Annotated in this window: 13 protein-coding genes; 6 read left to right on the top strand and 7 right to left on the bottom strand. The window is 72.7% G+C overall.

Going from position 1 to position 13794, the window contains the following annotated elements:
• Positions 1-147 precede the first annotated feature (147 nt).
• The 3 genes from CYL12_RS06270 (at position 148) to CYL12_RS06260 (ending at position 4985) form a co-directional block, all read left to right on the top strand.
• A complete protein-coding gene (locus CYL12_RS06270; RefSeq protein WP_060921730.1) occupies positions 148-465 on the top strand; it encodes a WhiB family transcriptional regulator in 318 nt (105 codons plus the stop codon).
• Between the two features lie 81 nt (positions 466-546).
• Positions 547-3606, top strand: coding sequence for a glycosyltransferase (locus CYL12_RS06265; protein ID WP_101846497.1), 3060 nt, complete (start codon positions 547-549; stop codon positions 3604-3606).
• A complete protein-coding gene (locus CYL12_RS06260; RefSeq protein ID WP_101846495.1) occupies positions 3603-4985 on the top strand; it encodes a DUF5719 family protein in 1383 nt (460 codons plus the stop codon). The genes CYL12_RS06265 and CYL12_RS06260 overlap by 4 nt, the downstream gene beginning before the upstream one ends.
• Positions 4986-5004: 19 nt before the next feature.
• Here the strand turns inward: CYL12_RS06260 and CYL12_RS06255 are convergent, their stop codons facing one another.
• Positions 5005-5430, bottom strand: a complete 426-nt coding sequence (locus CYL12_RS06255; RefSeq protein WP_233486850.1) for a hypothetical protein — start codon at positions 5428-5430, stop codon at positions 5005-5007.
• A 77-nt stretch (positions 5431-5507) separates the two neighbouring features.
• Between CYL12_RS06255 and CYL12_RS06250 the strand changes: the two genes are divergently transcribed.
• Positions 5508-5714: a DUF3499 family protein gene (locus tag CYL12_RS06250; RefSeq protein ID WP_101846493.1), complete on the top strand. Its 207-nt coding sequence runs from the start codon at positions 5508-5510 to the stop codon at positions 5712-5714.
• Between the two features lie 18 nt (positions 5715-5732).
• Here CYL12_RS06250 and CYL12_RS06245 read toward each other — a convergent pair whose 3' ends face one another.
• Positions 5733-6542 (bottom strand): RDD family protein, encoded by an 810-nt coding sequence (locus CYL12_RS06245; RefSeq protein ID WP_101846491.1) that lies wholly within the window; start codon positions 6540-6542, stop codon positions 5733-5735.
• A gap of 16 nt (positions 6543-6558) precedes the next feature.
• On the opposite strand from CYL12_RS06245, the gene CYL12_RS06240 reads away from it, so the two are divergent.
• The gene (locus CYL12_RS06240; RefSeq protein ID WP_101846489.1) at positions 6559-7551 is read left to right on the top strand and encodes a stage II sporulation protein M; all 993 of its coding nucleotides are present in this window, start codon (positions 6559-6561) and stop codon (positions 7549-7551) included.
• Between the two features lie 19 nt (positions 7552-7570).
• Here CYL12_RS06240 and CYL12_RS06235 read toward each other — a convergent pair whose 3' ends face one another.
• The 5 genes from CYL12_RS06235 to CYL12_RS06215 all read right to left on the bottom strand — a co-directional run bounded on the left by CYL12_RS06235 (position 7571) and on the right by CYL12_RS06215 (position 13017).
• The gene (locus CYL12_RS06235; RefSeq protein WP_101846487.1) at positions 7571-8878 is read right to left on the bottom strand and encodes a DUF58 domain-containing protein; all 1308 of its coding nucleotides are present in this window, start codon (positions 8876-8878) and stop codon (positions 7571-7573) included.
• On the bottom strand, positions 8879-9802 hold the full coding sequence (locus CYL12_RS06230) for an AAA family ATPase (protein ID WP_233486883.1): 924 nt from the start codon (positions 9800-9802) through the stop codon (positions 8879-8881). It lies immediately after the preceding gene.
• 97 nt (positions 9803-9899) lie between these two features.
• Positions 9900-11084, bottom strand: coding sequence for a DUF4350 domain-containing protein (locus CYL12_RS06225; protein WP_101846483.1), 1185 nt, complete (start codon positions 11082-11084; stop codon positions 9900-9902).
• Positions 11081-11752, bottom strand: a complete 672-nt coding sequence (locus CYL12_RS06220; protein WP_233486849.1) for a DUF4129 domain-containing protein — start codon at positions 11750-11752, stop codon at positions 11081-11083. The genes CYL12_RS06225 and CYL12_RS06220 overlap by 4 nt, the downstream gene beginning before the upstream one ends.
• Positions 11719-13017, bottom strand: coding sequence for a glycerophosphoryl diester phosphodiesterase membrane domain-containing protein (locus CYL12_RS06215; protein WP_233486848.1), 1299 nt, complete (start codon positions 13015-13017; stop codon positions 11719-11721). Before CYL12_RS06215 ends, CYL12_RS06220 begins: the two co-directional genes overlap by 34 nt.
• Before the next feature lie 94 nt (positions 13018-13111).
• On the opposite strand from CYL12_RS06215, the gene mtrA reads away from it, so the two are divergent.
• Positions 13112-13792 carry an MtrAB system response regulator MtrA gene (gene mtrA / locus CYL12_RS06210; RefSeq protein WP_101846481.1) on the top strand — a complete coding sequence of 227 codons (681 nt, stop codon included), beginning with the start codon at positions 13112-13114 and terminating at the stop codon, positions 13790-13792.
• The last annotated feature ends 2 nt before the right edge of the window (positions 13793-13794 follow it).

Raw genomic sequence — 13794 nt, 5'->3', positions numbered from 1 at the left:
GACCGCGACACGCCGAGAGGTCGTCATGAACCTTCAAGAATCGCTTGAGGGTTTACGATCCGCGACTTGACCCGAGCGAATGACACGGGTGTAATTAGGTGAGCACGGCCCGCCAGGGGGGCGGTTTCTGAAGGGTTGGAGGTCGACATGACGGGTTACCGTTCCGATGTGCCGGAGAACTGGTTCGTCGATCCGGTCAACCTCGGTGTCCCCGGGGTCCGTCGGTCCGACCAGGACGACGACAACGCCCTCGCCTGGCAGAGCGATGCGCTCTGCTCGCAGACCGATCCCGAGGCTTTCTTCCCGGAGAAGGGCGGCTCCACGCGGGATGCCAAGCGCATCTGCACCGCGTGCGACGTGCGCGGCGAGTGCCTCGAGTACGCGCTGGCCAACGACGAGCGCTTCGGCATCTGGGGCGGGCTGTCCGAGCGCGAGCGTCGCAAGCTCAAGCGTCGCGCCAGCTGAGCCGTCTTCGCCTGCGGCTTCGTGGGCGCGCCGGGAGCGGTGCGCTTCCCAGCCTGGAGCCCCGCATAGGCTGACCACGTCATGCCAGCCCGAGTTCATGCCCTCATCGTCGCGCGCCCCGGCCCCTCCGCCCGCGCCCAGCTTCTCCGCACGCTCGACGCCGTCCGCTCCCAGACGCTCCCGCCCGCGGCGGTCACGCTGATCATCTGCGGAGACGCCACGACCGCGCGGGAGAGCGAGGCCGTCGGTGCCACCGTCGAGGGCATCATCGAGGCCCGGTCCTCGACATCCTTCGTGGAAGCCCTCGACCTGGCGCGACCGCGTCTCCTCGACGGGGCCGCGATCTGGATCCTCGCGCAGGACACTGCGCCGCATCCGCGAGCGCTGGAGCGCCTCACCGGCATGCTGGAGCGGTCGCCGTCCGCGGCGATTGTCGCCCCCAAGCTCGTCGCCACCGACAACGACCGTGAGATCGTCTCCCTGGGCGTGAGCATGACCACCTTCGGCCGCGCGGTCGAGCTGGCGGCGGGCGAGCTGGATCAGGGGCAGCACGACCGGATGGACGATGCCCTGGGCGCCGACATCCGGGGTCTGCTCATCCGCGGCGAGGTCCGCGACGCCCTGCGGCCGGACCCGGCGCTGGCCGGCGCCGACGAGGGACTCGACCTCGGCGTGCGCGCCCGGCTCGGCGGCGGCCGCGTCGTCCTCGCTCCGGCGGCGCGGGTCTCCGCCGCCCCGGACGGTCCGGCGGCTCTGCCCGCGGGACGATCCCGCCGGGCCTTCGTCACGCGTCTCGCGCAGCTGCACCGGCGGCTTGCGTACGCGCCGACAGCGGCGGTGCCGCTGCACTGGCTGACCTTCCTCCCGCTCGCGCTCTGGCGCTCTCTCGCCCATCTCGTCGGCAAGCGCCCCGAGGCGGTGTTCCCGGAGTGGGGCGCCGCACTGCTCGCGATGGTTCGATTCGGGGCCGTTGCGCGCTCGCGCGGTCGCATCCGCGCCTTCCGGTCCTCCACCTGGGCCAGTATCGCCCCCCTGCGCGTGACGCCGGCGCAGTTGCGGCGCCGCCTCGATGACGGCCACGGCAGCGAGCACGGCGCGGTGAGCGAACTCCGCTTCTTCTCCGGTGGTGGCGCGTGGGCCGTGCTGGCCGCTCTCGTGGTGAGCATCGCCTCCTTCACGAGCCTGCTGGCGTGGCCGGCGCTCGGTGGTGGCGCTCTCCTCCCGCTCCGGGAGACCGTCGGCGCGCTCTGGCGGGACGCCGCCTGGGGTCTGCGCGGGCTCGGGCTCGAGGTCGTCGGCCCCGCCGATCCGTTCGCCGCCATCATCGCCCTGGTCGGGTCCCTGTGGCCCGGCGCGCCCTCCTTCGCGATGGTGCTGCTGTGGATCTTCGCGCTGCCGCTCGCCCTCCTCGGCGGGTGGTTCGCCGCCACACGCGTCACCGATCGAGCCGGGCTGCGCATCTTCGCCGGTATCGCGTGGGCACTGGCACCGACCTTCCTCACCGCTCTCGTCGACGGTCGGCCGGCCGCGGTGCTCGTGCACCTGCTGCTGCCGTGGCTGTTCCACTCCGCCGTCGTCGCGCACCGCTCCTGGGGCGCGGCCGGCAGCGCCTCGCTGCTGCTCGCCGCGGTCGTCGCCTGTGCGCCGGTCCTGGCACCCGCGCTCGCGGTCCTGTGGGTCGTAGCCCTGGGGATCGTGCTCGGCACCGCCCAGTTCCGCGGCGCCGGCCGCCTGCTCTGGCTGCCTCTGCCGACCGCTGCCGTCTTCGCGCCGCTCATCTTCTGGCAGTTCGCGCACGGCACTCCCCTCGGCCTCTTCGGCGACCCCGGACTGACATGGTTCGGGCCGCAGGCGGCGGCCGACGCCGCCGGGCGTCTTGCCCTCGCCACGGGTTTCCCGACGCAGGACCTCGCCGGCTGGGCTTCGGTCCTTCCCGGCACCTGGGCGGCGCTGCTGTGCGCCCCGCTCGCGCTGCTGGCGCTCGGCTCCGCTGTGTCGCCGCGGTGGCGTGCCGGCATCACCCTGCTGATCGTCGCCCTGGCCGGACTCGCCACCGCCTTCCTCGCGGTGGGCGTCAGCGTGGCCTTCGCGCAGGGGACCGCGGTGCCGATCTGGCCCGGCACCGGCCTGAGCCTGGCGTGGATCGGTGTGGTCGGCGCCGCGACGGTCACCCTGGACACGGCGTTCCCGCTGCCACGGCTCCGCGTCGCGGCGACGGGAGTCGCGGCTCTCGCGCTCGTCGTGTGCGCCGTGCCGGCGCTCACCGCGCTGCACGCCGACCGGGGCCTCCTGACGAACGGCCCGGAATCGACTCTGCCGGCGTACGTCCGCGCGCAGGCCGCCGGCGACCAGCCGATCGCCACTCTCATCCTCACGCCGCAGAACGACGGCGGACTCGCGGTCGAGGTCGTCCACGGGGCCAGCGAGACGCTCGGGTCGCAGACCACGATGCTCTCGACCGCCGTCCGCCCTCAGGGAACCGACGTCTCCACGCTCGCGGTGGACCTCATCTCCGCCCGGGATTTCGATGCCCCGGCGCAGCTGCTCGAGCAGGGGATCAGCTACGTCCTCCTCGCCGAAGTGTCGGACGAGAGCGATCGTGCACGGACCCTCCGCACGGCGTCGATCGCCGCGATCGATCAGCGGGCGGGGCTCGTGCAGGCGGGGTCCACGGACCGCGGAGTCCTCTGGCGGCTCGAGGGCGAGCCCGTCGCACCCGCGGAGCTCAGCGCGGGTGAGGAGGGGACGGCTCGCCTGGTGGTGACCGTCCAGCTCCTCGTCGTCCTCGCTGCTCTGCTGCTGTCCATTCCGACGCGCGCGTCGCGCCGCGCCGCACGGGCTCGGTCCCGCATCGTGGGCAAGGCGCCGGAGGAGCCGCTGGTGCTCCCGCGTCACGCGGAGGACCGCGAGCCGGAACCCATCGACGAGCCGCCCGTGGGCGCCGTGGAGGATCCGCAGGACGAACCGGCCCTCAGCGACGAAGCGCTTGCGCCGATCGCGGACGCCGAGCCTCAGGAGCAGGGCGAGGACGCGCGTGCAGGCTCCGATGACCAGGACGACAGGGCGGACGCCCCGGCAGTGGACGACAGCCCGTCCGCCGCGCCCGCGGATGCTCCGCGTACCCCGGAGGAGGACCGATGACCGGCGATCGCGCATTCCGGGTCGCGGCGACCAGTGCCCGGCTCGTCACCGGGGTCGTGGTGGCCGCGGCCTGTGTCGTCGGCGTCGCTTCAGCCGTGCACGCGCCCTGGCCGACCGTGACCCATGAGCCTGCGCAGGAGCAGGTGACACCCCTTCCCGGTGACAGCGTCCTGGTCTGCTCCGGCGACTTCCGCGCGCTCGGCCGGAATTCGGCCGAGCCGTCCGAGATGCGAGCGGCGGGGACGCCACGAGTGACCACGGGGGGCACCTCCGGAGCGCCTTCGCAGACCGGTCTCGCCGTGCCGGACCTCGTCGGCGGGGATGACGTCCCCGTGCTCACCGGCACGGTCGACGGCCGTACGGCGCCGCTGATCGCGGGAGCCGAGTCCATCGCCCTGGCCGCCGACGATCTCGCGGGGCTCGCGGCGTCGCCGTGCGGAGTGCCGCGGCTGGAGTCGTGGCTGGTCGGCGGCAGCGTCGGCACCGGCGCGGAGGACGTCGTCCTGCTCGCGAACACGGCAGACGTCCCCTCGACGGTGACCTTGGCCGTGTACGGGACTGCCCGTGGCGGCCGGACGGTGATCGTGCCGCCTCGTACGCAGACGGCGCTCCCGCTGACGGCCATCGCAGCGGGAAACGACCTCCCTGTCGTCAAGGTCAGCGCTGTCGGTGCCCCCGTGCGCGCGGTGCTGCAGTCTGCTCTCATGCGCGTGCTCGATCCTGCGGGCGTGGACCAGCAGGAGGCGGTCTCCGGACCGCAGCAGCATGTCGTCCTCCCCGGTGTGCAAGCCTTCGCCGCGGCGGGCGACCAAGGGGACATGACGGTGCTCCGCCTCCTCGCCCCCGGTGCGGACGCGACCGCGCGTGTCCGTGTGATCGCGCAGACCGGCAGCGCGGGACTCGAAGAGTTCGCGGTGCCGCTCTCGGCCGACGAGCCCGCCCAGGTCTCGCTCAGCGGCCTCGAGCCGGGTACCTACACGGTCGAGATCGATGCGGACGTCCCCGTCGTGGCGGGCGTCCGGCAACAGGACGGGTTCGGCGCGGACTCCGATTTCGCCTGGGTCACGCCCGCGGCGCAGATCGACACCGAGGTCGCCGTCGCCGTACCGGACGGGCCGCGGCCGCAGCTCCAGGTGGCCAACACGTCCGACGAGGAGGCCACCGTCACTCTCACCTCGATCGAGGGCGACGCGCCCGAGGAGATCGTCGTCCCTGCCGGCGAGGCTCGCAGCGTCGACGTGCGAGCGGGCAGGACGTACCTGCTCCGTCCGGACGGAGCGGTGCACGCCGCCGTGACGCTGACCGCAGCCGGCGCGCTGGCCGTGCTCCCCGTGCCGCCCTCCGCCGGGGTGGAGCGGTCGATCACCGTCTACCCCTGAGCTCCGCGGGGGGCTCCTGTCAGTGGTCGCGGCCCAGGTCCCACGGTTCGCGGCCGACGTATTCGGCCGCCGCGCGGAAGACGGCGCTCTCGATCGCCATCCGGCGATGGGCGGCATCGTCGTGTCCCGGGGGGAGCAGGCGCTCGATCGGGATGCGGAAGAGCACGATCCTCCGGCGTTCGCGGTCCAGGTACCACCGCGGCACCTCGCCGTCGGCGGCCGAGATCGGGATCGCGCCGATCTCGAACCGGACGTCCTGCAGTTCCGGCCACGTGCCGCGGAGGAACTCGACCGCGGTGCCGACGGTGAGGTCGAACCGGTCGATGCGTCCGTCCAGGGGCGCGAGCGGGGGCTTGACGACCTCGCTGCGGCCGAGGCGTCCGTGTCGGCCGTGTCGAGCACCGCGGCGGGCGGCGGAGACGGAAGCGGCACGGCGACGGGGCATGCCGAAAGTCTAGGCGCTGTGCGCCCTCCCGGCGCGGCATCGGCGCTCTGCGTCCCCGGAGTCGTACGCTGACGGAGATGGACGGACGACTGTGCTCGAAGGTCGGCTGCGCGCGCGAGGCCGTGGCCACCCTCACCTATGACTACGGCGACCAGATGGCCGCCCTCGGACCGCTCGGCGCGGCGAACGACCCGCAGGCGCACGACCTCTGTGCGCCGCACGCCGACCGGCTCTCGGTCCCGTCCGGCTGGCTGGTGGTGCGCCACGAGGCGCTTCGCGCCTGACCGGATCGGCGGGCGTCCTCAGGCGCCGAGTCGACGCCCTGTCAGCCGCTCCGCTCGGCGGTCCGCGTTCTCGAGCGCTCTCCGCTCCCGTGTGCGTCGCACGACCGTGATGCCGACGAGCGCGAGTTCCGGCGGCGCCGCCGGTACGGGGGCGACGTAGGGCGTCGCCTCGGCGAGCAGGTCGCGGGCCACGCGCTCCCTGGCTGCGGGAAGCATGCGCGGAGCGCTCGCGAGGAACTGCGAGATGCGGCGCGCGAGCCGGTCAGGGAGACGGGCCACATCCGCAACCTGCGCCCAGCCGGTGAGTCCGGGCGGGAGGGACGGCGCGAGAGTCGTGAGCTGCGGCGTGCGAACCCGCTGACTGTAGGTGCCGGCGACGAGATCGCCCAGACGCTGGGACCGAGCCGTGAACGCGCCGACGAGGACCGCGAGGCCCCCGAAGGTCAGGTAGATCTCGAGGACGCCGAGCAGAGCGCGGATGAAGGCGTGCCGGAACCCGGCCGCCCCGCCGTCCATCCGCACGATCCTCCCGCCGACCGCAAGCTTCCCGAGGCTGCGCCCCTTGAGCGCGACCTCCATCGTGATCGGCAGCACGACGAAGCTGATGACGAGCGAGGCCACGAGCGCGATGCGGTCGGTGGCCTCGTCCAGCACACCGATGTCGAGCAACCAGACGCGGAGCAGGATCGAGCCCACGAAGACGGCGTAGCCGAGCAGCATGTCGATGATGGCACCGGCCGCCCGGAGGAGGAACCCCACGGGTTGGACGTCGATCGCGACCGCCTCGCCGGAGAGGACCTCGTCGGACACGTCGATCTGCGCGGACATGAGTACAGTAAATCAGGTGGATGCCGATGCCCTCACCGATGCGCGCCGGTCCGAGTGGGAGCGGCTGGACGCCCTCAGCCGGGCCCGTCTGGACGGCGCCGGCGTCGACGAGCTCATCGTGCGCTACCGTGCCGCCTCGGCCGACCTCGCGGAGCTGAAGACGTCGGTCGGGGAGTCGCCGCAGGGTGCCTACCTCTCCACGATCCTCGTGCGCGCTCGGCTCCGCCTCACCGGGGCTTCGGACAGCATCCTCACCCAGACGTCGCGGTTCTTCCGACTCCAGCTTCCTGCGGCTCTGTACCGGCTGCGCTGGACGACCCTCGTCATCGCGCTCGCCTTCGTGGCGGTCGCCGTCGGCACCGCGGCGTGGATCGCCGGCGATCCCGCGCTCGTCGCCACACTCGGTCCGCCCGATGCACTGGACCAGTACGCTGACGAGAGCTTCACCGGCTACTACACCGAGAACCCGGCTGCGGTCTTCATGGGCATGGTGTGGACCAACAACGCCTGGATCGCGATGCAGTGCGTGCTCTTCGGGGTGACCGGCATCTGGCCCATCTACATGCTCGTGCAGAACGCCATGGGTCTCGGTACCTCCGGCGCGATCATGACGATCCACGACAAGGCGGACCTGATGGTCCTCTACATCCTGCCGCACGGCATGCTGGAGATGACGTGCATCTTCGTGGCCGCGGCGGCCGGCCTGCACATGTTCTGGGCCTGGGTCGCTCCGGGTCGACGCGGCCGCGGCGAGGCACTCGCCGCGGAGGGCAGGGCACTGGCCACCGTGGCCCTGGGACTCGTTTTCGCGCTGTTGCTGTCCGGTCTCGTCGAGGGATTCGTGACCGGGTGGGCGCTGCCCTGGCCGGTCAAGATCGGCATCGGCGGCGCAGCGCTGGCGGTCTTCCTCGTCTACATGCTCGGCGTGGGGCGCCGGGCGTACCGGCGTGGCGAGACCGGTGATCTCGTCGAGTACGAGTCCGGCACGCCGCGGCTGGTCGCCGGGTGACCGATCCGCGGGACGACGCTCAGAGCCGCCCCGCGGCCTTGAGCTCGAGGTAGCGGTCGGCGATCCGCGGCGGCAGGTCGTCGGGGTCGGCGGCGATGGCTTCGCCGCCTGCTCGGCGGATCGCATCGGCGACGTTCTCGGCGTCGCGGAGCGTGCGCTCCGCGGCGGCGGCGAGGTAGATGTCCTCCCGGGACCCCCGGGCCCGGGTGAGGGCGGCGATGCCGTCGTCCGTCACCGAGCCGACGAGCACGGTCAAAGCGCGCGAGGCGTCGGGGAAAGCTCCGAGGAAGCTCCGCGCCGACTCCGCGGCATCCTGCGCCGTGAGGACGACCAGGAGTGACGGGCGCGTCGTCAGCGTGCGCACCGCCGCGAACGCCGCATGCCAGTCGGTGTCGACGAGACGGGCGTGCACCGGTGCCATCGCGTCGGTCAGGGCGGGAAGGAGCCCGGCACCGTCCACACCTGTCACCCGCGTCCTGGTGACCCGGTCGTGCATGAGCAGATGCACGTGATCGCCGGCGCGGGACGCGAGGGCGGAGAGCAGGAGCACCGCCTCCAGTGCGGCGTCCAGCCTTGTGCCGTCGCCCACGCGGGCGGCGGCGGTCCGTCCGGTGTCCACGATGATCACGACGTGCCGATCCCGCTCCGGACGCCAGGTGCGGAGCATCGTCGTCCCTGCCCGCGCGGTCGCCCGCCAGTCGATCGAGCGGACGTCGTCTCCGCGGACGTACTCGCGGAGGGAATCGAACTCCGTCCCCTGGCCGCGCACCTGGATGCTCGTGTTCCCGTCGAGTTCCCGCAGCCGGGCCAGTCGAGAGGGCAGATGCTTGCGCGAGGAGAAGGCCGGCAGCACCCGGACCGCGCCGCGGACGGGGTGACGCGCCTGCCGGCCGGCGATGCCCAGCGGGCCGACGGAGCGGAGCATGACGAACTCGCTGACCAGCTCGCCCCGCCGTCGCGGGCGGAGGGGGATGTCCACCCGCCGTCGTTCACCCGGCGGGATGCGAAGATGCTGCCGCGCCTCCGGCGCTCCCGCGGTGGGCTGCCAGGCGTCGCGGAGCAGCACGTCGAGGATCCGCGCCCCGCGGTTCTGCACGGCCACGCTGACGGGTACCTGCTCGCCGAGCCGCGCGCGCGAGGGGACGCGACGGGTGACGGTCGCCGCGCGCGGGTCTCCGGCGAGCAGGACGTCGCCGGCCACGAGGAGCAGGCACAGCCCGATCCACGCACCCAGCACGGCGTACGGCGGGTACCCCGCCAGGCCCGCGAGGACCAGCGGCACGATGCCGACGGCGAGGGCGACGGCGAGACGGCCGGTGACGAACACCTAGATCGGCACCCTGGTCTGCTGCACCACCGATGTCAGCACGGCGTCCGCTGACACCCCTTCCATCTGCGCATCCGGGCGGAGCTGAAGGCGGTGTCGCCAGACCGGGACGAGCATCGTCTGCACGTGGTCGGGCGTCACCGCGGAGGAGCCGTTGAGCCACGCCCACGCCTTGGCGGCGGCGAGCAACCCGGTCGAGGCACGGGGGCTGGCCCCCAGCTCCACGGAGGGGGACTGCCTGGTCGCGCGGGCGAGATCGACCACGTAGCCGAGGACGTCGTCGGTCACGTCGACCCGTGCGGCCGCCTGCTGGGCGGCGCGGATCTCATCGACGCCGATCACGGCCTCGACGCCGGTCAGCTCCTGCGGCGAGAATCCCTGGGCGTGGCGCCGGAGCACGGACACCTCCGCGTCGCGCTCCGGCATGCCGACGACGAGCTTCATCAGGAAGCGGTCGAGCTGCGCCTCCGGCAGGGAGTACGTCCCCTCGTGCTCGATGGGGTTCTGGGTGGCGGCGACGAGGAACGGATCGGGCAGGGCCCGGCTGACACCGTCCGCGGAGACCTGGCGCTCCTCCATCGCCTCCAGCAGAGCCGCCTGGGTCTTCGGCGGCGTGCGGTTGATCTCGTCGGCGAGCAGGATGTGGGTGAACACCGGACCCGCGCGGAAGTCGAACTCCCCGGTGCGGGCGTCGTAGACGAGGGAACCCGTCACATCGCCCGGCATGAGGTCAGGGGTGAACTGGACACGCTTCGTGTCGAGACCGAGCGCTCGGGCGAACGAGCGCACGACGAGCGTCTTCGCCACACCGGGTACGCCCTCCAGCAGCACATGACCCCGCGCGAGGAGAGACACGAGCAAGCCGGTGACGGTGCCGGCTTGGCCGACCACCGCTTTGTCGACCTCGGTGCGCACGCGGTGCATGGCCTGCCGCAGTGCGGCGTCGTCGGCGGGACTGTTCTCGTCGGTCACGGGGTCTCCTCGGCTTCGGTCGGGAAAGGGATGCGGAGCGGACGGCTGCTCATGCGTCGCTCCGCGGGGTCTGCGCAGTGGCCTCCACGGCGGTCTCGAGCTCGTCGAGGCGCCGGGCGAGGGCGACGAGGGCCGCATCGTCCACAGGCGGCGGCCCCGCCAGCAGCTCCTGCAGCGTGCCGCGGGGGATCCGGAGCCGGTCCGCGGCGGCGTCGGCCACCTCGTCCGTGTCCGCGTGTACGGCGAGCCCGAGGCGCCTGGCCAGTCGTCGCCGCGTGCCGTCACGCAGCGCCTCCGCCGCGTGCGGGGCGTCGGCGGCCTTGGCGGTCAGCCGGGCGCGCCCGTGCATGGTCTCCGAGGCGCGGACGGTGACGGGCAGCGTCTCAGCCACGAGAGGCCCGAAACGCCGGCCGCGGGCGACGGCGACGGCGACCCCGGCGGTGAGCAGGAGCAGGATCGCCGGGGTGACCCAGCCGGGGGTGAGGCTGCCGAGGGTGTCGGGGGCCGTGCCCTCGATGTCCGTGTCCTCGAAGGACGGCACGTACCAGACGACCCGTCCGGTCTGGCCGAGGAGCGCGAGGCCGAGGGCAGCGTTGCCGTCTTCGGCGAGGGCCGCGTTGCTGAAGAGCTTCACACCTTCGACGACCGTGCGGTGCCCGTGCCGCTCGTCCACCAGCACCGCGCCCGCCTCGCCGTCGCCGAAGCATGCGGTGACGCCGGGGGCCGGGGAGAAGAGCCGATCCGGTCGGATCTCGCCCACCTCCGCGAACGCGGGGACGGGGCAATCGGCGGCCCTCGAGATCGCCGGCCCCTGTGCGTTCTCCCCGATCGCGAGTTCCGCGAGCAGGTGCGTGCCGGTGGAGAGGAAGACGACGCGGTCGGCGGGGGCGAGGAGGTCGGCCAGTGCCTCGTCGGTGAGCGTGTAGGGGTTGGTCAGCGCGAGGGTGCTGTCCTCGTCGAGGGCCGCGGCGGCCGCGGCGCGCGAGCGGACGACCTCGACGTCCACCCCCTGATCCCGGAGGAGCTCGGCCAGGGCGAGGGCGCCGGTGCCGGATCGGCTCTCCGGATCGAGGGTTCCTCTGGCCGCGGGGCCACTCGCTGCGAGCTGCGACGCGGCGAGGGCCACCGCGATCACGAGCGCCGCGACGAGGAGCCAGCCCAGGAGGGGTGCGGTGCGACGCCGCGGAGGCTCGGCGGTGTCGACGGGGAGGTCGGTCGGAGCGATCGTCGTCATGCCGGCACCCCCTCGGGGCGCCGCGCGCGGAGGCGGTCGTCCGTTGCAGCGAGGTGACGATAGTCCTCCGCGGTCGCGGGGTGCCGCAGGTAGCGCACGTCGTCGAAGGATGCGGCGGCGCGGCGCAGCGCCTCCGCTTCCTCGCCGAACACCGCGCCGGCGGAGCGGGCGATGGATTGGGCGGTCGCCCCGGGCGCCGGGTCGATGAGGTCGCGCTCCAGGAGGCTGCGCGCGATGGCACGGTAGCGCAGCACGACCGCGGTATCCCAGTCCGACTGCCGAGCGCTGCGCTCCGCCTCCGCCCGGAGTCGGGCCGCGCTCCGGTCGTCCTCGGCCCCGAGCAGGGTGCCGGGGGCTCGGCGCACCGCCCGCGAGCGACGAGGACGCCCCCACAGGATGAGCGCGGTGACGAGCGCCGCGGCGATCAGCACAGTGACGATGATGAGCGCGGTGGGACCGACGTTCGCGCCGTTGTCCGCGCTGAAGAGATCGGCGAGGAAGCGCATCACGTCCCGGGCGAACAGATCGAACCACGTGGGTTTCGCGTCGGCGTAGCGCGGGTTGGACAGTTCCTCCTCCGCCCATCGTCGCGCTTCGTCTCCGTCCGGGACGAAGACCTCGTCGAACCGCCACGTCATGGCTGCGGGCCGCTGCCCGGTGCCGTCCATCCGGCCGCGTCCTCGGGGGCGACCGGCGCGGAAGGAGCCGGCGGCGGCGGCGGAGCGAATGCGGCGGGTGCCGGAGGAGCCACCGGAACTCCGGGGAGCGCCGCCGGTGCGCCGACCGGCGGCGGGCCGTATGTCGGATAGCCGTAGCCCTGACTCATCATGACGTGCTCCGGGACCTGGCGGGGCGGGGGAGCGCTGCTGACCGCGCGGGCGGGGTCGACAGCGAAGGGGTCGCCGAGCTGGTCCTCCGGCATGCCGAGGTCACGGCGCTCGACATGGGAGAGGAGCGCCTGGTCGAGACCCTCGTAGCGCATCCGGCAGTCGAGGTAGACGAGCACGCCGCCGGTGCTCTGCACGACGATGGCGATCGCCTGGAGGATCAACAGGAGCACCTGGGGGGCGAGGAGGGCGAAGACGTACCCCACGACCGCGCTCGGCTCGCTCGCGCCGGTCGGCGCGATCACGGTGCCGAGGAACGAGGAGAGCATCGCGGTCGGGAAGCTGACCACCTGCATCGCCAGACCCATGATCAGGCTGATCAGGAAGGTGACGCCGAAAGCGACCCAGAAGCGGCCGCGGGTCAGGCGCCAGGACCGCACGAAGGCCTCACGGAACCGCGCGCGCTCCAGCACGAGGATCGAGGGCACGAGCAGCAGCTTGGTCGACAGCCAGACGGTGAGCGGGATCGCGGCGAGGGCGAGGAGCACCACCACGAGCACGACGATCCCGATCATCTCGGGTGTGCCGCCGAGACCACCGGCGATGAGGGCGGCGATGACGCCGGCGACGATCGCCAGGCCGCCGAAGAGCGCCAGCACCGAGAGGGACGCGAAACCCGCGAGCCGCCAGAAGGCCGGGGCCATCCGGCGCCACAGCATCCGGAGCGAGGCCTTGACGCCGACGGTCGCATAGCCGACCTCGGCGGCCACCACGCCCTGCATGATCGCGGTGAACGCGATCGAGGCCAGCCCGACGACGAGGCCGGCGAGGAGGTTGATGGCGATCGTGCCGGCGAACACCGCCTCGAAGTCGGGGGAGGAGGGGGAGACCGTCTCCAGCCGGGAGAACGTCGTGAAGAGGACGACGCCCATCACCCCGGCGGTGGCGATGACGACGATGAGCTGGATGACGACGGCGAACCCGAACAGGACCTTGGGGTTGTGCCGCAGCGCAGCGAAGGCCTTGCCCAGCAGCATGCCGAACGTCAGCGGATGAAGGGGGATGATGCCCTTCCGGGGAGCTGGGGTCCACGTCTGGCCGCTCACGGGCCTCCCTCCGTCGTGCCTCCCATCGTGTCATATCCTCGCGCTGAGGCGCAGACCTGCGGAGGGCGGGACTGGGTGCCATAAGGTAACAGTTATGACCTCACGCATCCTTGTGGTCGACGACGACACCGCGCTCGCCGAGATGATCGGCATCGTGCTGCGCACGGAGGGGTTCGAGCCGGTGTTCTGCGCGGACGGCGCGCGCGCCGTCGACGAGTGGCGCGCTCAGCGTCCCGACCTGGTGCTCCTCGACCTGATGCTCCCCGGGATGGACGGCATCGAGATCTGCACGCGCATCCGCGCCGAGTCGGGAGTGCCGATCATCATGCTCACGGCCCGCAGCGACACGGCGGACGTCGTCCGCGGCCTGGAGGTCGGCGCGGACGACTACATGGTCAAGCCCTTCAATCCCAAGGAACTCGTGGCGCGCATTCGCACCCGGCTGCGTCCGACGCCACAGGCCTCCAGCGAGCAGTTGCGGATCGGCGACCTCACGGTCGACGTGGACGCGCACGAGGTGCGCCGCGGGTCGACGCCGATCGCCCTCACGCCGCTCGAGTTCCAGCTCCTCGTGGCGCTCGCCTCCAAGCCTCAGCAGGTGTTCTCCCGAGAGATGCTGCTCGAGCAGGTCTGGGGCTACCACTACAAGGCGGACACCCGTCTCGTGAACGTCCACGTGCAGCGGCTGCGGGCGAAGGTGGAGCTCGATCCGGACAACCCCAAGATCGTGATGACGGTCCGCGGCGTCGGCTACCGCGCCGGCAGTGTCACCTAGGA

This window comes from Zhihengliuella sp. ISTPL4 (assembly GCF_002848265.1).
Lineage (GTDB): Bacteria > Actinomycetota > Actinomycetes > Actinomycetales > Microbacteriaceae > Microbacterium.
This window is presented reverse-complemented; position numbering and strand designations above follow the sequence as displayed.